At 66.1% G+C, this 20,097-nt stretch carries 17 protein-coding genes and 1 pseudogene; 12 read left to right on the top strand and 6 right to left on the bottom strand.

The features are described from left to right. Positions 1 to 6: 6 nt before the first annotated feature. Positions 7 to 777 carry a substrate-binding periplasmic protein gene (locus tag GTP90_RS28035; RefSeq protein ID WP_254452086.1) on the top strand — a complete coding sequence of 257 codons (771 nt, stop codon included), beginning with the start codon at positions 7 to 9 and terminating at the stop codon, positions 775 to 777. Here GTP90_RS28035 and GTP90_RS28030 read toward each other — a convergent pair. Together GTP90_RS28030 and GTP90_RS28025 are read right to left on the bottom strand one after the other, a co-directional pair. Continuing rightward, positions 761 to 2,986: an ATP-binding protein gene (locus GTP90_RS28030; protein ID WP_161086595.1), complete on the bottom strand. Its 2,226-nt coding sequence runs from the start codon at positions 2,984 to 2,986 to the stop codon at positions 761 to 763. The genes GTP90_RS28035 and GTP90_RS28030 overlap by 17 nt on opposite strands. Before the next feature lie 9 nt (positions 2,987 to 2,995). Next, entirely contained in the window at positions 2,996 to 4,147 is a 1,152-nt protein-coding gene (locus tag GTP90_RS28025; protein WP_161086594.1) for a pyridoxal phosphate-dependent aminotransferase, read from the bottom strand. 138 nt (positions 4,148 to 4,285) lie between these two features. Here GTP90_RS28025 and GTP90_RS28020 point away from each other — a divergent pair, with 138 nt between their 5' ends. Beyond that, positions 4,286 to 5,434, top strand: a complete 1,149-nt coding sequence (locus GTP90_RS28020; protein ID WP_161086593.1) for a branched-chain amino acid ABC transporter substrate-binding protein — start codon at positions 4,286 to 4,288, stop codon at positions 5,432 to 5,434. Between the two features lie 195 nt (positions 5,435 to 5,629). Here GTP90_RS28020 and GTP90_RS28015 read toward each other — a convergent pair whose 3' ends face one another. Then, on the bottom strand, positions 5,630 to 7,858 hold the full coding sequence (locus GTP90_RS28015; RefSeq protein ID WP_161086592.1) for an outer membrane beta-barrel family protein: 2,229 nt from the start codon (positions 7,856 to 7,858) through the stop codon (positions 5,630 to 5,632). Positions 7,859 to 8,009: 151 nt separating this feature from the next. Between GTP90_RS28015 and GTP90_RS28010 the strand changes: the two genes are divergently transcribed. The 5 genes from GTP90_RS28010 to GTP90_RS27990 all read left to right on the top strand — a co-directional run bounded on the left by GTP90_RS28010 (position 8,010) and on the right by GTP90_RS27990 (position 12,049). Then, entirely contained in the window at positions 8,010 to 8,399 is a 390-nt protein-coding gene (locus tag GTP90_RS28010) for an OsmC family protein (RefSeq protein ID WP_161086591.1), read from the top strand. An 86-nt stretch (positions 8,400 to 8,485) separates the two neighbouring features. After that, positions 8,486 to 9,067, top strand: a complete 582-nt coding sequence (locus GTP90_RS28005) for a DUF6036 family nucleotidyltransferase (protein WP_161086590.1) — start codon at positions 8,486 to 8,488, stop codon at positions 9,065 to 9,067. 4 nt (positions 9,068 to 9,071) lie between these two features. After that, positions 9,072 to 9,458 carry a hypothetical protein gene (locus GTP90_RS28000; RefSeq protein WP_161086589.1) on the top strand — a complete coding sequence of 129 codons (387 nt, stop codon included), beginning with the start codon at positions 9,072 to 9,074 and terminating at the stop codon, positions 9,456 to 9,458. Positions 9,459 to 9,608: 150 nt separating this feature from the next. Then, a complete protein-coding gene (locus tag GTP90_RS27995; protein WP_161086588.1) occupies positions 9,609 to 10,640 on the top strand; it encodes a choice-of-anchor J domain-containing protein in 1,032 nt (343 codons plus the stop codon). Continuing rightward, on the top strand, positions 10,637 to 12,049 hold the full coding sequence (locus GTP90_RS27990) for a PA domain-containing protein (RefSeq protein ID WP_161086587.1): 1,413 nt from the start codon (positions 10,637 to 10,639) through the stop codon (positions 12,047 to 12,049). The genes GTP90_RS27995 and GTP90_RS27990 overlap by 4 nt, the downstream gene beginning before the upstream one ends. Positions 12,050 to 12,053: 4 nt before the next feature. On the opposite strand, the gene GTP90_RS27985 is transcribed toward GTP90_RS27990, so the two are convergent. Continuing rightward, the gene (locus GTP90_RS27985) at positions 12,054 to 12,389 is read right to left on the bottom strand and encodes a PilZ domain-containing protein (RefSeq protein ID WP_161086586.1); all 336 of its coding nucleotides are present in this window, start codon (positions 12,387 to 12,389) and stop codon (positions 12,054 to 12,056) included. A 136-nt stretch (positions 12,390 to 12,525) separates the two neighbouring features. Between GTP90_RS27985 and GTP90_RS27980 the strand changes: the two are divergent. Continuing rightward, positions 12,526 to 13,971: pseudogene (locus GTP90_RS27980) on the top strand (RecQ family ATP-dependent DNA helicase); the annotation flags it as partial. 22 nt (positions 13,972 to 13,993) lie between these two features. Here GTP90_RS27980 and GTP90_RS27975 read toward each other — a convergent pair. Continuing rightward, positions 13,994 to 15,385 (bottom strand): MFS transporter, encoded by a 1,392-nt coding sequence (locus GTP90_RS27975; RefSeq protein WP_371875140.1) that lies wholly within the window; start codon positions 15,383 to 15,385, stop codon positions 13,994 to 13,996. A gap of 78 nt (positions 15,386 to 15,463) precedes the next feature. On the opposite strand from GTP90_RS27975, the gene GTP90_RS27970 reads away from it, so the two are divergent. Further along, complete coding sequence (locus tag GTP90_RS27970) at positions 15,464 to 16,321, top strand: LysR family transcriptional regulator (protein ID WP_161086584.1); 858 nt, start codon at positions 15,464 to 15,466, stop codon at positions 16,319 to 16,321. Here GTP90_RS27970 and GTP90_RS27965 read toward each other — a convergent pair. Beyond that, positions 16,318 to 17,232, bottom strand: a complete 915-nt coding sequence (locus GTP90_RS27965; RefSeq protein ID WP_161086583.1) for a LysR family transcriptional regulator — start codon at positions 17,230 to 17,232, stop codon at positions 16,318 to 16,320. The two genes, GTP90_RS27970 and GTP90_RS27965, sit on opposite strands and share 4 nt — an antisense overlap. A gap of 131 nt (positions 17,233 to 17,363) precedes the next feature. Between GTP90_RS27965 and GTP90_RS27960 the strand changes: the two genes are divergently transcribed. The 3 genes from GTP90_RS27960 to GTP90_RS27950 form a co-directional block, all read left to right on the top strand. Continuing rightward, positions 17,364 to 18,095, top strand: coding sequence for an SDR family NAD(P)-dependent oxidoreductase (locus GTP90_RS27960; protein ID WP_161086582.1), 732 nt, complete (start codon positions 17,364 to 17,366; stop codon positions 18,093 to 18,095). An 11-nt stretch (positions 18,096 to 18,106) separates the two neighbouring features. After that, entirely contained in the window at positions 18,107 to 18,319 is a 213-nt protein-coding gene (locus GTP90_RS27955) for a 2-hydroxymuconate tautomerase family protein (protein ID WP_161086581.1), read from the top strand. A gap of 228 nt (positions 18,320 to 18,547) precedes the next feature. Continuing rightward, positions 18,548 to 20,097 (top strand): eCIS core domain-containing protein (locus tag GTP90_RS27950; protein WP_161086580.1); only part of this gene is annotated, 1,550 nt, incomplete at its 3' end.

Genomic DNA, 20,097 nt, shown 5'->3' with positions numbered 1-20,097 from the left:
TTACGCATGCCGATTCGGGTTTATGTGCTCAGCGCGATGCTGTCCTTGCTGTCGACGGCGGGGGATGGCTTGGCCGCCACCGAAATCCGCACCGCGGCGCAGCAGGGCACCGAGCCGAAATTCCAGAGCGCCGCCGCAGGCGACGGGCATGTGGCCGGCATTTGCATCGACATCATGCGCGCCATCGAGAGACTGGACTCCGGCCTCAGATTCACCGGCGACCAGACCTGGCAGCCCTTGCCGCGTATTTACTCCTCGCTCGACCGTGGCATGCAGGATGCATCCTGCGGGCTGTCGCGCAACCCGGAACGGGAGAGGAAATACCTGTTCGTCGGCCCGGCGCTGTTCACCATCCGCTACCACCTGGTGGCGCGCATCGACGACACGGCGGTGGTCGGCAGCTGGGACGACCTGCGCAGGCTGGAGCCGGACAACGTGGTGCTGGCCAACCGCGGCTTCGCCGGCGTGGGGATACTGGAGCAGGCCGGCGTGGACCGGATCGACGCCGGCGCCGGCGATCCCAAGCTCAATCTGCAAAAGCTGCTGGCCCACCGGGGCCGCTTTTTCTTCCACCGCACGCCAGGCTTGAAGGCCCTGCTGGAGCGCGCCGGCGTGGCGTCGAAGGTCAAGATACTGCCGACCGAGATGGCCGCCAGTCCCTTGTACTTCATGGTCTCCAGGCGGTTCGATCCCGCGCTGGCCGAGCGTTTGCGCGCGGCCTTGCAGGCGCTGGAAAAGAGCGGGGAGCTGGAACGGATCGCTAAGGCGTGGGAATAGGCGACGACAGCCCGGCGATCAAATGCAGCAGGGCCTCGACATCGACCGGCTTGACGAAGTAGTGGTCGAAGCCCGCCTCGCTGGCCTGCTCGCGGTCCTCGCGGCTGCCGTAGCCGGTCACCGCCACCAGCGTCGAACCGGCGGTCTGCGGCAAGGCGCGCAGGCCGCGCGCCAGGTCGTTGCCGCTGACGTCGGGCAGGCCGATATCGAGCAGGCACAGTTCCGGCGCCTGGCGCTGGGCGATCTCCAGCGCCTCCAGCGCGGTGTGCGCGACCAGCACCTCGTGGCCCGAGGCGTCGAGCAGCAGCTGCAGCGTTTGCGCGGCGTCGACGTTGTCGTCCACCACCAGCACCCGCAGTTTTTTGCCGCCGCCTTTCGCCGCCCGCGCCGGCGCTGCCGGCGCATGCTGTCCAGGCCCGCCGGGCAGGGTGATGGTGAAGGTACTGCCTTGCATTTCACCCGCGCTGTCGGCGGCGACGCTGCCGCCATGCAGCTCCACCAGCGATTTGACCAGCGCCAGTCCCAGCCCCAGCCCGCCCTGCGAACGGTCCGGATTGCGGTCGGCCTGGGCGAACAGCTCGAACACGCGGGTCCGCAGCTCCTGCGACATGCCGATGCCCGAATCGCTGATCATCAGCCGCACCACGCCCGGCCCGCCGCGCACCGCCAGCTTGACGCTGCCGCCCACCGGCGTGTATTTGGCCGCGTTGTTGAGGACATTGACCAGCACCTGCACCAGCCGTTTGTGGTCGCCCTCGATCCGCTGCGGGGTCTCGGGCAGCGACAGCTCGAAATGTTGCTGCTTGGCCTGGAACAGCGGCTCCGCCTGTTCGACGGCGTCGGCCACGACATCGGCCACGTTGAGCGGCGCGCGCGTGAGCGTCACCAGCCCGCGCGTGACGCGCGAGACGTCGAGCAGGTCGTCGACCAGGCGCGTCATGTGGTGCACCTGGCGCACGATGATGCCGGCCGTGCGCGCGACGGCCGCCTCGGTGGCGTGGCCGCTTTGCAGCAGCTGCGCGCCGGCGCTGATCGGCGCCAGCGGGTTGCGCAGCTCGTGCGCCAGCATCGCCAGGAATTCGTCCTTGCGCTGGTCGGCCAGGCGCAGCTGGCGTTCCGCGTTCAGGTGCTGCTGTTCCTTGGCCTGCAGCGCCTCGGCCATCGCGTCCAGCGCGCGCGCCAGTTCGGAGATCTCCTCGTTGCCGTAGACGATGCCGCTGCGCGCGCCCAGCGAGCCGGAGGCGATGTTGTTGGCGGTGGTGGCCAGGCGCTTGACCCGGCGCAGCACCAGCACGTCGCCGACGAACCACGCCGCCAGGAGCGCCAGCAGCACGGTGACGGCCAGCGCCGCCATGTCCATCAGCTGGTCGCGGCGGGCCACGGCGGTGATGTCGGCGGCCGGGATGCCGATGGTGACGGTGTAGTCGGACAGGCCGTTGTTGCCGACGCGGGCGAAGCGGTGCAGCCGCTCGATCCCGTCCGGGCCGGTCAGCAGCACCGGCTTGCCCGGCTCGCCGGACATGGCGGTGCGCATCTCGGGCCACACCATCTGGCCGTACCACTGGTCGGGATTGGGCTTGCGCGAAATGATCTTGCCTTCGGAATCGGCGGTGAGCAGCAGCGATCCGGGCGGCAGTTTGATGTCGGCGACAAAGCGATCGAGCTTGGTCAGGTCCAGCGCGGCGAACACCACCGCCTTGACCTGGTCGTTCTCGCCCATCAGCGGGTAGGTGAGGTTGATCGTGTGCTTGCGGATCACGCGGCCGAACACATAGCCGCCGGCGACGAAGCGGCGCAGGTGGACGGCGCGGCGGAAGTGCGCGCGGTCGGCCAGGTTGACCGGCGCCTCGGACGGGATCGCGCTGCAGGTGACGTCGCCGTTCAGCTGGATCAGGCCGAGGTTGGCGTAGTCCGGATTCTGGCGCTGGATGTTGGCCAGCAGGCGGCTGCAGTGGGCCTGGTCGCCGTTCAGGTCGGGGATGCTGGCCAGGTCGCGCAGGATCTGGCGCGCGCCTTCGATCGACTGCGCCTCGTTGGCGGCGGCCAGGTTGGTCAGGCGCTGCAGGTTCTCTTCCGCCACTTCGATCGCGTGTTCGCGTTCGCGCACGCCGCCGACCAGGGTCATCACCGCGATCGGCGCGATCGCCAGCGCCACCAGCAGGATCAGGCGGCTGCGCAGGCTATTGAGTTGAAAGAGAAGAAATGCCATGCTCGGTGCTTACCGGCTCCGATAGCGTGCGTTGCCAAAGCGGATGATCGCCTGGACGCCGCGCCTCAGCGTGGCGATGTCGTCCGAAATATAGCCGATGCGGATGAATCCTGGCGCACCCAACGCTTCGCCCGGCATCAGCGCCACCGAATGCTCGCTCAGCAGCTGTTCGGCGAACTGGTTGCTGTCCATGGTCAGCGCCGAGATGTCGCCCCACAGGTAGGGGCCGGAGGCCGGGCAGTGCATGGCCAGCCACGGCAGGCCGTGCACCAGGTCCAGCACCAGGTCGCGGCGCTGGCGGTAGTCGGCCAGCATCGCGGCCGGCTCGCCCGATTCGAAGGCCGCGGCCAGCGCCAGCTGGATCAGCATCGGCGCGGCGGCGGTGATCGGGCCCTGCAGCGTCTCCATCGCGGTGGCCACGTGGGCCGGCGCCACCGCGAAGCCGGCGCGCCAGCCCATCATCGCGTAGCTTTGCGAGGCCGAATACAGGGTGACGATGCCGATGTCCTGCCAGTCCGGGCGCGCGGCCAAGCTGGTGTGGGCGCCATCGAAGATCAGTTTTTCGTAGCTCTCGTCGACGATGGCGCGCGTGCCGGTGCGCTTGAGCCAGGTCGCGATGCGCTCGATCTCGTCACCGCTCAGCACGCCGCCGGTGGGGTTGTGTGGGTTGTTGATGATCAGGATCTTGGCCGGCGGCAGGCTGGCCAGGAAGCCGGCGGTGACGGTGGCGGGCAGGTCGACCAGCACCGGCACCAGGCCCAGCAACTTGCAGGTGGTGACGTAGGCCGGCCAGTGCGGCTTGAAGATGATGACGGCGTCGCCGGGATCGGCCATCACGTACAGCGCCTGGTACAGGGCCTGCTTGGCGCCGTTGGTGACGATGACCTCGTCGGCCGTGGCGGCGATGCCGTTCTCGCGCACGACCTTGGCGGCCAGGCGGGCGCGGATGCCGGCGTCGCCGCCGACCGTGGTGTAGGGCAGGGCCGGCTGCGACAGGGCGTCGCGCGTGGCCCGCAGCACCGGATCCGGCGCCGGGAAATGGGAAATCGCGATGGAGAAGTCGATGACATCCTCGCCGCGTGCTTTCATGGCGTCGACGCGGCCGTGCATGGCGGTGGTCGCCAGTGGGCTGGAGCGGGCAATCCGTTGTGAAAGTTCCATATTAATGTCTCTATGGCAAATTTTTTGATTTGACATTCTACTTCAGATACGGAAGTCGGTACGCACGCATGGCGTCGTTATTTGCTGGATGGTATTCTCGTGGGATTTACCAACAAGGGCATACGGAATCTTATGCGGATGATAACAAGTAAACTGGTCCCGGCGCTCGCGCTGGCGTGCGCGGCCACCGGCATGGCCCGGGCGGAGGATGTGATCCGGATCGGCCACGTGGCGGCCACGAGCGGCCCGATCGCCCACCTGGGCAAGGACAACGAAAACGGCGCCCGCATGGCGGTGGACGAGCTCAACGCCAAGGGCGTGGTGATCGGCGGGAAGAAGTACAAGATCGTGCTGCAGGCCGAGGACGACGCCGCCGATCCGAAGCAGGGCACGGTGGTGGCGCAGAAGCTGGTCGATGCCAGGGTCAACGGCGTGATCGGGCATGAGACCTCGGGCACGACGATACCGGCCTCGCGCATCTATCACGACGCCGGCATACCGCAGATCTCGCCGTCGGCCAGCAATCCGCAGTACACGCGCCAGCATTTCAACACCGCCTTCCGCAACATCGCCAACGACGAGCAGCTGGGCGCGGCGCTGGCGCGCTACGCGCTGCAGAACGTCAAGGCCAAGCGCATCGCCGTCATTGACGACCGCACCGCCTACGGCAAGGGGCTGGTCGATGAATTCGTCAAGAACATCAAGCGCGGCGGGGCGGCCTCGGGCACCAGCGTGGTGTCGACCCAGTACACCAACGACAAGGCCACCGACTTCAGCGCCATCCTCACCGCCATCAAGGCGACCAAGCCGGACATGGTGTTCTTCGGCGGCATGGACGCGGTGGCCGGGCCGATGCTGCGGCAGATGAGGCAGTTGGCGATCCCGATCAAGTTCATGGGGGGCGACGGCATGTGTTCGGATTCGGTGCCGCGCCTGGCGGGCGACGCCATGAGCGACGGCCAGGTGATCTGCGCCGAGGCGGGCGGGGTCGAGCCGTCGCAGGAAAAGGGCATGGCCGATTTCCGCGTGGCGTACAAGAAGAAGTTCGGCATCGACGTGCAGACCTACTCGCCCTACACGTATGACGCGCTGATGACGATGGTGGAGGCGATGCAGAAAGCCGGCTCGCCGGACCCGGCCAGGTACCTGCCGGCGCTGGCCAGGATCACGCATAAAGGCGTGACCGGCAACATCACCTTCGACGCGCGCGGCGACGTGCAGGACGGCGTGCTGACCATCTACACCTTCCGCAATGCCAAACGCGAAAAGCTCGCCGTAGTTAAGTAAAGCAATTTGGGGTCAAGTCTGGCATTCGGACACGAGCTCTGCCGTAGCGGGTTAAGCAATTTGGGGTCAAGTCTGACATTCGGACACGAGCTCTGCCGTAGAAGGCCTCTACGGCAGAGCTCGTGTCCGAATGCCAGACTTGACCCCAATTTTGTGTCCGGATGTCGGACTTGAGCCTAACTTTATTTGGCGGGCTCAGCCTTCGGATGGGCTGCGGCCGGGGCCTTGCGGCGGGCCGAAGCGTGGTTCGGTGTGGTTGTCGGCGGCGGTGGCCGGGCCGCCGATGCGGTACGACAGGCCCAGGTAGAACACCCGGCCGTCGAAGCGGCGCGTGCTGGTCTCGCGCAGCGTGGCGCTGTTGATGATGGTCTCCATCTTGTTGGTCTTGAACAGGTCGGTGACCGTGCCGACCAGGGTCAGGCGTGGCGTCACCGCCTGGCGCACGCTCAGGTTGACGGTGTGGTTCGGCGAGCGGTAGCCCTGGCCGGACAGCGTCTTGCCCTGCATCTGCACGGCCATCTGCACTTGCGTGGCGGCGCTGTAGGCGTAGTTCAGCCGCACCCGTCCGCTCAGCGAGTTGGCGCTGCGCGTGACCAGCGCGCCGCTGTCGTCCAGCGTGGTCTGCTGGCTGCGCGCCAGGTTGCCGCTGGAGTTGAGCGTCAGCGACGGCGTCAGCTTGCCGCTGACGGTGAACTCCAGCCCGCTCGAGTGGCTGCCTTCGCCGTTCTGGCGCGTGGTCAGCAGCACGTTGTTGGCGATGAAGGTGCGGTAGTCGACGATGGAGTCGGTGTCCTTGCGGTAGTAGCCGCGCAGATTGGTCTCCAGCGCGCCGAACTTGGTTTCGTAGCCTACTTCGAACGAATCGGTCTTGGTCGGCTTGAGCATCGGATTGCCGGACGAGACGTTGAACTCGTCGCGGTACACCACGTAGGGATTGAGGTCGCCGGCGTTCGGCCGGCGGATGCGGCGCGCGTACGCGAAGCGCATGTTGGCCGTCTCGGTCGCCTTGTAGGTGGCAAAGAAGCTCGGGATCAGATTGGTGTAGTTGTTCTTGGCCTCGACCCCGCTGGTGATCTGGTGGATGTCCATGTCGGTGTACTCGGTGCGCAGGCCGGCCAGCGCGCCCCAGCGGTCATTGAGCTTGAGCTGGTAGGAGCCGTACAGCGCGACCACGGTCTCCTCCAGGTCGAAGCGGTTGCTGCGCGCGGGGTTGACCATGGCCACCGAGGTCAGCGGATTGATGTCGGTGTACAGCGTGTCGAAGTTGTTCTTGTTGGTGGCGACCTTGTAGCCGGCCTTGAGGCTGCCGCCGGCCAGCGGACGCTCGTAGTCGCCCGTGAAGTCGACGATGTGGGTGCTGTTGTCGTTGCGCTGGTTGGCGCGCGTGTTCGGGAAGCCGCCGGCCGCGTAGTCGTTGGCGTAGGCGCTGTTGCTGTCGTTCTCGGAGGCCGATACGCGCAGGTCGATCTTCAGCGTCTCGTTGGGCAGCGCGCCCTTGTGGTCGTAGCGCCCGCCCCAGCTGAAGTTCCTGGAGTCGCTGTCGCGCAAGGTGGTGCGCACGTAGTCGGTGGCGGGGAAGCCTGCGGTGGCGCCGTTGATGTAGTGGTCGATGCCGCGCTGGTCGTTGCCGCGTCCCATGTAGTTCGCGCTGGCGGTCAGCGTGTCGTTCTGGTCCAGGTTATAGCTGACGGTGCCGTTGATGCCGCCCATGTCGTTCAGGCCCTCGCCGGAAGAAGCCTGGCTGCTGTGGACGAAGGCGCCGGTGGCCGGGTCGAGCCGGTCGCGGCTGACGACGGCGGTGGAGTTGCGGCCGTCGTGGCGCACGTTGACGCCGCCCTGGAAGCCCCACGGTCCCTCGTTGTAGCTGCCCGACGCGGCGCTGTTGTAGCGGCCGGCGTAACCGCCGTTGGCGTTGACGCTGGCGAAGCCGCCCGGCTTGCGGTTGCGGCGCATCACCAGGTTGAGGATGGGGCCGCCGCCGGCCTCGTTGCCGAACTGCGCGCCGGGGTTGTTGATCACCTCGACCGATTCGACATCGTCGGCGTTCATCGCCTGCAGCGTGGCGCCGCGGTTGTCGCCCTGCAGCATGGCGGACGGCTTGCCGTCGACCAGGATCTGCACATTGGTGCTGCCGCGCAGCGTGACCGTGCCGTCCGGATCCACCGCCACCGACGGCACGTTGTTGAGGGCGTCGGCGGCGGTGGCGTTGGTGCTGCTGATGTCGGACTTGACGTCGTACACCTGGCGGTCGATGCGGTTGGTCGGCCGTTCGCCGGCCACCGTGACCGACGGCACCACCGGCGCCGCTTCCTTGGGCATGGCCGAGGTGGCGGGCTTGGCGGCCGGTTTGGCGGGCGCGGCCTGGTCTTGGGCGAGGGCGCCCAGGGGCGCGGCGAGGCAGGCGGTCAGGACTATCTTGTGCATGGTGAATCGGGCCGTGCAATGGCGCCGTCGAGTTCGTCTTTTAAAGGGTTGCTATTTTAGTTGGAACTCAAGCGGCAATAGTTGCTATTTACAATACTTTACTTGGCACCCGGAGGAGCGGCTAAAATAGCGCCTCACACAGGAGAATCCCATGGCACGCGGCACCGCCCACATCGGCAAGGACAGTTACCAAACCACCATAGAAGTCAGCGGCCACACGTTGACTGGCGACGAGCCGGAGCGCAACGGCGGCCGCGACACAGGCCCGGCGCCTTACGATTTCGTGCTGGCCGGCCTGGGCGCGTGCACCGCGATCACGCTGCGCATGTACGCCGACCGCAAGCAGTGGCCGATGGACGCGGTCGACGTCGCCCTGCAGCTGACCCGCGACGACCACGGCGCAATGATGGTCAAGCGCACGCTGTCCTTCACCGGCACACTTGATACGGAACAGAAATCCCGCCTGGCCGAAATCGCCGAGAAGACGCCGGTGACGTTGACACTGAAGGCCGGCATGGTGATCGACACGACCGTCAACTGAGTGTCCGCTTTGCCCCGCACCTGACTTATATCAGAGCGCGCGGCGCTGAACGTTCAAGAATGTGCTTGAACTTCAGCGAGCGTGACATGAAGCAGACTCCTCTTGGCTCGGCAATACTTCGGCTGTTTGGCGATTTGGGCGAGCGCCTGGCGGAACGCAACGTACCTGCGGATGCTGTCCGTGCGTATTTGTTCGGCGGTTGTGCCGTGCACATCTACGCTACCTCGCGAACCACCAGCGACGTCGACGTGGAATTTGATTACCAGCTTCTACATCGCGGCGATCTGGATCTCTCTCTGCAAGAGCTGCCGTTTTTATTGTATGACGATCCTGAGCATGGGCCTTCGCAGCTCGTGTACGACCGCAAATTCAACACGACGCTCTGCCCGCTGCACGAGGACTATCGGGAGCGGTCCAGCAGACTGGGCGGGGAGTCCACCTTTGATTCGCCGTTATCGGTATGGCTACCGTGTCCCGAAGACCTGGCGATTACAAAGCTCGGCAGGCTTTCCACAATGGATGTCGACGACATTCTTCTGTTGCTTGAGCAACCCGGTGCGTCAATCGAGAGATTTGAACAGTTGGCTCGGGAGGCGATTAAATATTATGTCGGGCCTGACTTGAGCAGTCATATCGACTATATTAAAAGAAAATGGTCGGCGAGGTGACGTCATGATGCTGAATCGCGAAGAGTTCGATGAGGCGTTGGCCGCGTTGTGCAGCGACGGACTGGCACGCATGGATCCAGCGCTATTGCTGAGGGTTGCGCTTACTGTCTGGTATACCTCGCTCATTCCCGACCTCGGGAAAGTACCCGCGGCCAATCGCGCTGATATTGGATATCTGCTGGATCGGTTGTCGAGGTTTAACATCATGTCCAAGCAGCGCAAGTTGGATTTGCTTGGATCGCTGGCCCCCTACAAGCCCATGTCCCCGCCAGCAACGATGAGCGCATGCAAGGACGTGCTGGCAATCGAATGGGGCGCCTCCGCCGATCTGATGCCGTTCGTTGAGGAACTGCTTCCCTACCAAACACGCCACTACGCCGCGACTATCTGAGCGGCTATCTTCCCGACCCACCATCCGGCGACCACGCCGGATTTTTTTTGCCGACGCGGGAACTGACCAGTCTTGAACCGGTCTAATCAAGGCAAGTTGAGCCGTGCCACCGAGGTTTTCCGATTCGACCTTCTCTTCATGGGGATAGATATGGACTTGATTAAACGCTGGGCGGGGCTGCTTGCAGTCGCCGCTGGTTGTACCGTCTCCGCATCCGCCGCGCCGTTGCTGAACGAGGGCTTCAACGACATCGGCACCCTGGCCGCCAGCGGCTGGGTGTTTGTGAACAACAGCTCGCCGCCCGGCAGCACCGCGTGGTTCCAGGGCGTGCCCACCGTGTTTCCAGCGGCCGCCGGCGCGGCCGATTCCTATATCGCCGCCAACCTCAACAACGCCACCTTCGGCGGCGCCATCAGCAACTGGCTGCTGACGCCGCAGTTGGCCTTGTCCAACGGCGAGTCGCTGAACTTCTCCCTGCGCCTGCTTGGCGAAGGCTTCCTCGACACGGTCGAAGTCTACCTCAGCACCAACGGCGCCAGCACCAGCTTGGGCGGCTTCCATCTGCTGGCCGGGTTCGACTCGGCCACGGACACCGGCTGGCTCGACCATTCCCTGCTGGTTGGCGGCCTGACTGCGCCAGCCACCGGACGCTTTGCCTTCCGCTACGTCGTCGACGATACCAGCGTCAACGGCGACTACATCGGCATCGATAACGTCAGCGTGAACGCGGCGGCGATACCCACGCCCGGCACTGTCGCGCTCATCGTGCTTGGCCTGTGCGGGCTGGCCGGCGTGTCCCGCCAACGCAAGCCGGTCAGCTGGCTGGCGTTCTCCGGCCTGGCCTTGATGGGAACAACAGTGCAGGCGCTGCCGGAGGATGGTGTGATGACTCTTCCCCACGTGAACGTGGTCACCCGGCAGGCTGCACCGCAACCGGCCGCGGGGCGGGACGTCAGCGGACTCAAGGCGTACAAAGACCCCGCCACCGGCAAGCTGGGCAATCCCACGCCCGAACAATCCGCCGCGCTGGACGCCGCCATCCGCGCCAGCGCAGCCGGGCCGAAGGCGCGCGCCGCCGCGCCCAGGATGATCCACCCGCCGCACGGCGGCGTCGGCATGGTGCTTGACAATTCGCAAACACCTTACTCGGTGGTGCCGCCTGCCCAGGGAGAACAAAAATGAAGCGCACCGTGACAGCCTTCATCGCGGCGGTGGCGCTGCTGTGTTCGTCAATGGCCTGGGCGGCCGCGACCATCACCATCGTCAACGGCGACCCCGACGGCGTCGGCTTCAACGACGCCACGCCCGTGGCCCCGGCCGGGGGCAACGCCGGCACCACGTTGGGCGCGCAGCGCCTGAACGCCTTCCAGGCCGCCGCCAGCAAATGGGGCGGCACGCTGACCAGCAGCGTGCCGATCCGCATCCTCGCCACCTGGGAGGCGCTGCCATGCAGCGACGGCGGCGCCGTGCTCGGCTCGGCCGGCGCGCTCGAGGTGTTCTCGGACTTCGCCGGCGCGCCGGTGGCCAACGCCTGGTTCAGCAAGGCGGAAGCGAACAAGTATCTCGGCACGGACATCGATCCCGACTCGCCCGACATCCGCGCCCGCTTCAACGTCAACCTGGGCCAGCCGGGCTGCTTCACCGGCGTACCGTTCTATCTGGGGCTGGACAATAATCATGGCCCGCTGGTGGATTTGGTGACGGTGCTGGAACATGAATTCGCCCATGGCTTCGGCTTCCAGACCTACACCGATTCGGAAACCGGCGAACAGCTGGGCGGCATCCCCAGCATCTGGGACTACTTCCTGCTCGACACCAGCACCGGCAAGCTGTGGAAGGACATGAGCGACGCGGAACGGGTGGCGTCGGCGCTCAAGTCCGGCAAGCTGGCGTGGAACGGCGCCATCGTCAACCAGGCCGCGCAGGCCGTGCTGCAGCAAGGCACGCCGGTGCTGACGGTGTTGGCGCCGGCCGGCATCGCCGGCATCATGCAGGTTGGCACGGCCAGCTTCGGGCCGCCGCTGGCCAGCCCCGGCGTGACCGGCGAGGTGATGCCGGTGATCGATGCGCCGCCCGGCCAGGGCCTGGCCTGCGATCCGTTATCGCCCGCCAATGCGCTGGCCGTCAGGGGCCGCATCGCGCTGATCGACCGTGGCACGTGCACCTTCGTGGTCAAGGTCAGGCACGCGCAGGATGCCGGCGCCATCGGCGTCATCATCGCCGACAACACGGCCGGCGCGCCGCCGCCCGGCCTGGGCGGCACCGACACCAGCATCGTGATCCCGGCCGTGCGCGTCACGCTGGACGATGGCAAGCGGCTCAAGTCCGCGCTGGCGACGCGTTCGCGCACGCACTCCGGCGTGTTTGCCAACCTCGGGGTGAACCTGGCGATACGCGCCGGCACCGATGCGGCCGGCCGCGTGCTGATGTACGCGCCCGATCCCAACCAGCCGGGATCGTCGGTGTCGCACTACGATGTCAGCGCGTTTCCGAACCAGCTGATGGAGCCGTCCATCAACGGCGACCTGACGCACGAGGTGACGCCGCCGCGGGACTTGACCTTCCCGCTGCTCAGGGATATCGGCTGGTAGAAAATTAGTTGGCGGGCGCGCTGGTGACGTAGTCGACGATCAGGTCCGCCGCTTCGTCGGGGATGGTCAGGAAGCGCGCGCCGTTGCGGTAGCGGCCGTGCGTGCCGATCAGGGCGCTGTGCAGCACCGTCAGCGTGACCCTGTTCTGGACCGGGCTGCCGGGAAAGCTGAAAGTCATCACATAACTGGTGTCGAGCGGCATTGCGTGGTCGCTGAGGAACGCCACGCCCATGCGGGAGATGTCGATGATCTGTGTGACGGCGGTGTTTTGGCCGTCCATGTCGCTGATGTGCGCGTCAACCTGCAGCAATCGTCGTACATGTTCTCGTCTAGGGTCCATCAATTCATGCCAGGAAAAAACGTCAGTATGACAGATTTGGACGCCCGCGATTGCAAGCCGGCGTGCGCTGTCGTACATACCGCGCGCACGCCGCTGGCTAATCTGTCCCGACCGGGGCATCCCGCTGAACGGAGAGATGATGGCAAGCCCGCAAACCAAGCAAAAACGTCAGGTCGCCGAAGTGCTGCGCAAGGTGTTCGGCATGCATGCGCTGCGCGATGGCCAGCGCCAGGTGATCGACAGCGTATTGGCCGGGCGCGACACGCTGGCCGTCATGCCGACCGGCAGCGGCAAATCGCTGTGCTACCAGCTGCCGGCCTGCCTGCTCGACGGCGCGACGGTGGTGGTGTCGCCGCTGATATCGCTGATGAAGGACCAGGCCGAGAAGCTGGAGGAGGGCGGCATCGCCAGCGCGGCGCAGATCAACAGCAGCCTGTCGCGCGGCGACGAACAGGCCGCGCTGGAGGCGATCGCGCGCGCTGGCAAGGACGTGATCTTCTGCACTCCGGAGCGGCTTGCCACGCCGGAGTTCCTGGCGCTGCTCAAGCGCGGTGGCGTCGCGCTGGCGGTGGTCGACGAGGCGCACTGCATTTCGCAGTGGGGCCACGACTTCCGTCCGGCCTACCTGGAGATCGGCGCGGCGCTCGACGCGCTGGGCAGCCCGCAACTGCTGGCATTGACCGCGACCGCCACCGATGAAGTGATCGCCGATATCCGCCGGCAGCTCGGCCGCCCGCGCATGGAGGTCGTCAACACCGGCATCTACCGGCCCAACCTGCGCTACCGCGTGCGCCAGGTGACCAACCCGGAGGAGCAATACGCGACCGCGCTGCAACTGGTGCGCGACAGCGCCGGCGTCGGCATCGTCTACGCGGCCACCGTCAAGGCGGCCGAGGAAATGCACGCGCTGCTGCGGGAGGCCGGCGAGAGCGTCGCGCTCTACCACGGCAAGCTGCGCGCGGCCGAACGCAGCGACAACCAGAACCTGTTCATGAGCGGGGAACGGCGCGTGATGGTGGCGACCAATGCCTTCGGCATGGGCATCGACAAGCCGGACACGCGCTTCGTCATCCATCTGCAGGTGCCTGCCAACCTGGAAGCCTACTACCAGGAATCCGGCCGCGCCGGACGCGATGGGCTGGACGCCGAGTGCACGCTGTTGTACCACCACGCGGACAAGCGCCTGCAGCAGTACTTCCTGAGCAAGCACTATCCGTCCGCCGATGAAGTGAAGGCCGTCTACGAGGCCGCCGTGGCGCTGGGCCAGGCCTCGTTCAACGAGGTGGAATTGAAGTCCCTGCTGGAGCAGATGCCGGCCGGGCAGTTGAAGGTCTGCCTGAAGATGCTCAAGGACGGCAAGCTGTTGAAGCGCGACCGCAAACTGGCCTATGTGCTGGCCGGCGGTACGCCGAAGGCCGCGGACTTCGAAGCGATGGCGCAGGTCTACGCCGACAAGCATGAGCGCGACCGCGAGGGCCTGGAACAGATGGTGTCCTATGCCCAGAGCGGCTATTGCCGATGGAAGCTGCTGCTGGATTATTTCGGCGACCGTCCGGTGGACTTCGAACGTTGCTGCCGTTGCGACAATTGCCTGTCGCCGCCGACTATCCAGGACAGTCCGCAACCGGTTGAAGCGGCGCCGGCGCCGGACGGCGGATACACGCCAGCGCCAGCAACGCCGCCAGCAACAGCAGTGCTGCCGATATCGCCATCGCCAGCCGCATGCCAGTGAGGCCGTGACGGTCGGCCGCCACCAGCGCACCGAAGATCGCCACGCCCAGGGCGCCGCCAACCTGGCGCGCCGTGTTCAGCACAGCGGACGCCGTGCCGGCCTGGGTACGCGCCACGCCGGACAAGATCGACGTGGTCATCGCCGGCACGCCCAGGCCCATGCCGGCCGGGATCAGCGCCAGGCCGGGCAGCATTTGCAGGAAGGTGGCGTCATTCGAGATGCCCCACCAGCCCAGCAGCGCGTAGCCGCTGGCGCCGATGGCTGCGCCCAGCACCATCGGCGTGCGCAGCCCGGTGCGTGGCGCCATCCATCCGCTGACGATGTTGGACAGGATGAAGGTGGCCGTCAGCGGCAGGAACACCAGCCCCGCATGCAGCACGCTGAAGCCGCGCACCTTTTGCAGGTAGAAGCTGAGCACAAAGATCACGCCGTAGTACGAAAAATTCATCAAGACGCCGAACAGCACCGCGCCGGAGAAGGGCGCGTTGCGGAATAGCCCCAGCGGCAGCATGGGCGAGCGGCTGCGCGTCTCGACGGCGATGAACAGCGCCCCGGCCACCATGGCGGCCGCCAGTCCGGCGCGCACCATCCAGTGCGACCAGCCCAGCGCCTCGAATTCGATCACGGCGCCGATCAAGCCAGTCAGCGCGACGACCGCCAGCAGTTGCCCGGCCAGGTCCAGCGAGCGATGCGGATCGCGCCCGGCCAACGCCGGCACCACGCGCCGCGTGAGCCAGAAGCCGGCCACGCAGATCGGCACATTGACCCAGAAGATGCTGCGCCAGCCGGCCAGCGACAATAGCAGCCCGCCCAGCACCGGCCCGGCCGCGATCGACAGGCCGCCGGATGCGGTCCACCAGGCGATGGCTTTGGCCAGCTTGGCCTTGTCGTCGGCGTAGGTGGCATTGAGGATGGCGAGTGAACTGGGCACCAGCAGCGCCGCGCCCACGCCTTGCAGCGCGCGGGCGAGGTTGAGGGCGGTGGCATTGGGCGCCATCGCGCAGGCCAGCGAGGCCGCCGTGAACAGCGTGAAGCCGGTCAGGAAGGTGCGGCGCGAACCGAACTTGTCGCCCAGCGCGCCGGCGGACAGCAGGAACACGGCGAAGCCCAGCGTGTAGGCGTCTACCACCCATTGCAGGGCCGCCACGTCCGCGCCCAGCTCGCGGCCAATCTGTGGCAACGCGACGTTGACGATGGTGACGTCCAGCTGGACGATGATGAAGGCGAAGCTGCAAGCGAGGAGAATGGCGCGGTCGGTTTTCATGCCTGAACTATAGGATGGTTTGACTATTTAAAAAAATGAATAATAATGAAGCTATCTATCTCATTTTAAGAATCGACCATGGAACTCTCCGCCCTGCGCATTTTCAAGGCGGTCGCCGAGGAGGGCAGTGTTACGCTGGCCGCCTCGCGGCTGAACCGCGTGCAGTCCAACGTGTCGGCGCGCCTGACGCAGCTGGAGGAGTCGCTGGGCGTGCCGCTGTTCCATCGCTCCGGCCGCAAGCTGCAAATCACCGCGGAAGGCACGCGGCTGCTGGCCTATGCCGACCGCCTGCTGCAACTGGCCGAGGAGGCGCAAGCCGCCGTGCAGCCGGACCAGCGCCCGTCCGGCCAACTGCGTATCGGCTCGATGGAGACCACCGCCGCCGCGCGCCTGCCGCAAGTGCTGGCCGCCTTCAACCGCAAGCACCCGCATGTGGACCTGCTCCTGGACACCGCGCCCACCGACCAGCTGCTGGACGGCGTTTTGAAGCACCGGCTGGACGTGGCGCTGGTGGCCGGCCCGGTGCCGCACGCCGAGCTGGCGCAGCTGCCGGTGTTTGAAGAGGAACTGGTGCTGATCACCTGCCACGGCCATCCGCCGGTGGCGTCGCCACGGGATCTGGCGCGCCGCAACCTGCTGGTATTCCGTAGCGGTTGTACCTACAGGCGCCGTTTGGAGGCGTGGTTTGCGGAAGGCGGCGTGGCGCCGGCGCGCGTGTCGGAATTCGGCACCTTCGAGGCAATCCTCGGCTGCGTGGCCGCCGGCATGGGCGTGGCGCTGATGCCCAGGGAGGTGCTCAACCAGCGCAAGCTGGCCAGGACCATACGCCAGCACGAACTGCCGCCGGAAATCGCCCGCGTCGAAACGCTGCTGGTCTGGCGCAAGGACGTGCTGCACCATCCGGCCCGTAGCGCCTTTGCGGACAGCCTGGCCTAGCGGCGCGCCACCTTCTCGACCAGGAAGTCGACAAAGGTGCGCACCCGCAGCGACAGGTGGCGCGCGTGCGGATATAGCAGGAAGAAGGGCCGCGAGGTGCCGCCATGTTGCGGCAGCAGTTCGACCAGTTCGCCGCGCGCCAGGTCCTGCTCGATGATGAAGCGGTAGGTGTGCGTAAGGCCCGCGCCCGCACGCGCCAGCGTGACGGTGCCCAGTATGTCTTCCGAACAGATCAAGCCCCCGTTGGTGACCATGTCGACCGCCGCGCCATCCTGCATGAACTGCCACGGAACCCGCTTGCCGGTGCTGGGCAGGTCGAACTGGATGCATTCGTGCTTGTCCAGATCCTCCAGCTTGCGGGGCTTGCCGTGGCGCTTCAGGTAGGCGGGCGACGCCGCCAGCACCAGCTCCGCGTCCTCCAGTTTGCGCGCGATGAGGTTGGAATCGGCCGGCGCGCGCCCGCGTATCGCCAGGTCGTAGCCCTCGTCGGCGAAGTCGATATTGCGGTTGCTGACGTGGATATCGAGCGTCACCTCCGGGTACTTCCTGCGGAACTCGCCCAGCAAGGGCAGCAGGCGGTAATGCGCGTACGGCGTCGGCGCGCTGATACGCAGCACGCCGGCCGGCTTGGCCTGTGCGCCCGTGACCTGGCGCTCCGCGTCGGTCAGTTGAGAGAGCGCCTGCCGGCATTGCTCGAAGTAGATGCGGCCGCCGTCCGTCAAGCGGATCTGGCGCGTGGTGCGCACGAACAGGCGCACGCCCAGTCGCTCCTCCAACCGGGCGATGGAGCGGCTCACGGCGGCCGGCGTCACCCCGGCCGCCGTGGCGGCGGCGGTAAAACTGCCCAGTTCCGCCGCAAAGCAAAACAGCTCTATGCTGCCCAGCAGGACGTCGTCGAAATAGCGCTTCATGGCGGCCTTATTGATTACATGGTGTATCAATTATCTTGCATCGCTGCGCATTTATCAACGCCGAGGTCATAAGTATAGTGATCTGCATGGCGTCGTTGAACGCCCCAACCAGAACCTGAAGGAGTACCACCATGAAAACAGTCATCGTCACCGGCGCATCGAGCGGCATCGGCTTCGCCATCGCGGAGGCTTACCTGAAACGCGGCTACAACGTGGTCGGCAACGCCCGCTCGCTGGACCGCCTGCAAACGGCCGCCGCGCAATGGGGCAATCCGGCGAACTTCCTGCCTGTGGCTGGCGATATCGCCGATCCGGCCACCGCCGCCAACCTGTTCGCCCGCGCGGTCGAGGCCTTCGGCAAGGTGGATGTGTTGATCAATAACGCCGGCATCTTCATCGCCAAGCCGGTCGCCGACTACACGCAGGAAGAAGTGAAGTCCATCGTCGACACCAACCTGATGGGATTTTTCTACCCGTCGCAGGAAGCGGCGCGGCACATGAGCGCCAACCGTTCCGGCCATATCGTCACCATCACCGCCAGCCTGGCGCTGCAGCCGACCGCCAAGGTGCCGGCGCTGCTGCCCATCCTGATCAAGGGCGGCCTGAATAGCGCCACACGCGGCCTGGCACTGGAGCTGGCCGCATCCAACGTCAAGGTCAACGCGGTGGCGCCCGGCATTATCGATACGCCGATGCACGGCAAGGACGAGGGCACCCGAAGCTTCCTGAAGGCGCTGTCGCCGAGCGGCGAAATGGGCGGCGTGCGGGACGTGGTGGAGGCGGTGATGTACCTGACCGAATCGGGCTTCACCAGCGGCGCCGTGCTGCCGGTCGACGGCGGCGCCACCGCCGGCACCTGGTAAGGAGCCGCGCCATGCCCTACGTGAATATCCGAGTGACCAACGAAGGCGTAACGGCGGCCCAGAAGCTGGAGCTGATCGAAGGCGCTACCGACTTGCTCAGCCGCGTGTTGAGCAAGGATCCGGCCACCACCGTTGTCATCATCGACGAAGTGGAAACCGACAACTGGGGCCTGAACCGCGAGAGCATCACCATGCGCCGGCGACGCCCCAAGTCGGCGGTGTGAGCGGAGCTTGATTCCGCTCACGCGGAGTGGATTTTTGAGAGATTGTGGCGGCTGAAACGGGTCCAAAATGGACCCGCCACCTTCGACGAAAGGTCCATGATGCAAGCCTCCGTTTCCCCCGCAGCCAAGGGTGCCGCTCCGGCCTCATCCCGTGGCGTGCTCCAGCGTAAATGTTCGTGTGCGGCGTCCGGCACCAGCTGTGCGCGCTGTGAGGGATCGCAGCCGCCGATGCAGCGCAAGGCCAGCGGCCCGCCGGCCAGCCCTGGCGTGCCTGCGGCGGTCGACCGCGTGCTGGCCTCGCCCGGCCGCGCGCTCGACCCATCCAGCCGGGCAACGATGGAGCGCGGCTTCGGGCGCGACTTTTCGCACGTCCGCATCCACAGCGGCGAGGCGGCGGCCGAGTCGGCGCGCGCGGTGCAGGCGCATGCGTACACGGTGGGCGACCATATCGTGCTTGGCGATGGCGTCGGTTCCTTGCATGGCGGCAGCGGCCGCGATCTGCTGGCGCACGAGCTGGCGCATGTGGTGCAGCAATCGGGCGGCGGCAGTGGCGGCGGTGGTGAGCATCCGGCGGCGCTGGAGCAGGAGGCCGATCGTGCCGCGCAATCGATCGGTGGCGGCGTGCCGTTCGAGGTGCGGGGCAGCGCCGCGCCGTCCGTGCAGCGCAAGCCCGACGATTCGACCTCCGAATTTCTGAAGCAGAAGGCTATCGAAGGCGCCTTGTCCGCTCTGGGCCTGAACTCCACGGCCTTGAAGTTGGTGGGCGCCGGCATCGGCGGCGCCATCGAAGGTTTCCACACCCAATGGACCGACGGCGGCACCGGCCAGCGCCTGGGCAAGCATCTGTCGGAGTTTTCGCTGAAAGATGTGCCGGCGTTGTTGAGCGGCTATGTCCAAGGCGTGATCCAGGGGGTGGTCAGTCCGATTACCGACCTGTTTTCCTTGTTTGTGCTGATGGAGCAGGGCCGCGACTTTGCCGCCAAGCTAGCGGAGAGCGCGCTGTTCGGCAAGAGCGGCCAGAAGGCCGAGCTGGATGCGATCCTGCAATCGCTGGCCGAGCTTGTCGCGCCGATGCGGGCTGTGGTGCAGGATATGAAGAGCCATCCGCTGGCCACGCTGAAGTCATTGCTGGAGTTCGCCTCGTCGCAAGGCTCGATGATGAGCAAGATGGAGGACATGGCCACCAAGGCCGGCCTGAGCGGCGGCAAGGCCATCGCCTTGTCGCTGGAGGAGCCTTGGGAGAAGAAGGAGAAGAAGGAAGAAGCCAAATTGAGCATATGGAAGCAGCCGGCGCAGTGGGCCAATCAGAAGCTGGAGCAGGCGGGCGAGGCATTGCTGTCGGGGCCTTGGGGGCGGGTCGGCAACAAGGCTGGCTATGCGCTCGGCTTCGCGGTGGTGCAGATCGTGTTGCTGGTGTTCTCTGACGGTATCGGTAATTTCATCACGTCAATCGGCCGTGGCATGGGTACCATCGCCAAGGCCGGCACTTTTTTGGGCAAGACGCTGGAAGGCGTGGGCAAGTTTGTGCAGGCTGCCGGCGCCGGGATTCGAGCGGTCGAGGAGGCGGTGGCTGCGGTGATGGCCTTCTTGACCAAGCCGCTGCTGCCGGTGTTGGAGCCGTTGATGAAACCGTTCAGCAAGGTCATGGACCGGCTGTCGAAGTTCCTGCGCAAGCTGTTTGGCGTGGCGGAGAAGGAGTCCGCCCATCTGGCCGCCACCGCCGTCGCCAAGACCGAAGGCGCGCTGGCCCACGCGCCCGCGCCGCCCACGCCGCCCCA

The organism is Duganella vulcania (assembly GCF_009857655.1).
In the GTDB taxonomy this organism is placed as follows: Bacteria; Pseudomonadota; Gammaproteobacteria; order Burkholderiales; family Burkholderiaceae_D; genus Rugamonas; species Rugamonas vulcania.
The sequence above is the reverse complement of the archived record's forward strand: the minus strand, read 5'-3'. Positions and strand labels throughout refer to the sequence as shown.

Excerpts from the sequence above, each read along its gene's own strand:
- GTP90_RS28010 (WP_161086591.1), top strand. The coding sequence starts at position 8,010 with ATGGCACGCGGCACCGCCCACATCGGCAAGGACAGTTACCAAACCACC.
- GTP90_RS27960 (WP_161086582.1), top strand. The coding sequence starts at position 17,364 with ATGAAAACAGTCATCGTCACCGGCGCATCGAGCGGCATCGGCTTCGCC.
- GTP90_RS27975 (WP_371875140.1), bottom strand. The coding sequence starts at position 15,385 with ATGAAAACCGACCGCGCCATTCTCCTCGCTTGCAGCTTCGCCTTCATC.
- GTP90_RS28030 (WP_161086595.1), bottom strand. The coding sequence starts at position 2,986 with ATGGCATTTCTTCTCTTTCAACTCAATAGCCTGCGCAGCCGCCTGATC.
- GTP90_RS28035 (WP_254452086.1), top strand. The coding sequence starts at position 7 with ATGCCGATTCGGGTTTATGTGCTCAGCGCGATGCTGTCCTTGCTGTCG.
- GTP90_RS28005 (WP_161086590.1), top strand. The coding sequence starts at position 8,486 with ATGAAGCAGACTCCTCTTGGCTCGGCAATACTTCGGCTGTTTGGCGAT.
- GTP90_RS27955 (WP_161086581.1), top strand. The coding sequence starts at position 18,107 with ATGCCCTACGTGAATATCCGAGTGACCAACGAAGGCGTAACGGCGGCC.
- GTP90_RS27995 (WP_161086588.1), top strand. The coding sequence starts at position 9,609 with ATGGACTTGATTAAACGCTGGGCGGGGCTGCTTGCAGTCGCCGCTGGT.
- GTP90_RS27985 (WP_161086586.1), bottom strand. The coding sequence starts at position 12,389 with ATGGACCCTAGACGAGAACATGTACGACGATTGCTGCAGGTTGACGCG.
- GTP90_RS28020 (WP_161086593.1), top strand. The coding sequence starts at position 4,286 with ATGATAACAAGTAAACTGGTCCCGGCGCTCGCGCTGGCGTGCGCGGCC.
- GTP90_RS27990 (WP_161086587.1), top strand. The coding sequence starts at position 10,637 with ATGAAGCGCACCGTGACAGCCTTCATCGCGGCGGTGGCGCTGCTGTGT.
- GTP90_RS27970 (WP_161086584.1), top strand. The coding sequence starts at position 15,464 with ATGGAACTCTCCGCCCTGCGCATTTTCAAGGCGGTCGCCGAGGAGGGC.
- GTP90_RS28015 (WP_161086592.1), bottom strand. The coding sequence starts at position 7,858 with ATGCACAAGATAGTCCTGACCGCCTGCCTCGCCGCGCCCCTGGGCGCC.
- GTP90_RS28000 (WP_161086589.1), top strand. The coding sequence starts at position 9,072 with ATGATGCTGAATCGCGAAGAGTTCGATGAGGCGTTGGCCGCGTTGTGC.
- GTP90_RS28025 (WP_161086594.1), bottom strand. The coding sequence starts at position 4,147 with ATGGAACTTTCACAACGGATTGCCCGCTCCAGCCCACTGGCGACCACC.
- GTP90_RS27965 (WP_161086583.1), bottom strand. The coding sequence starts at position 17,232 with ATGAAGCGCTATTTCGACGACGTCCTGCTGGGCAGCATAGAGCTGTTT.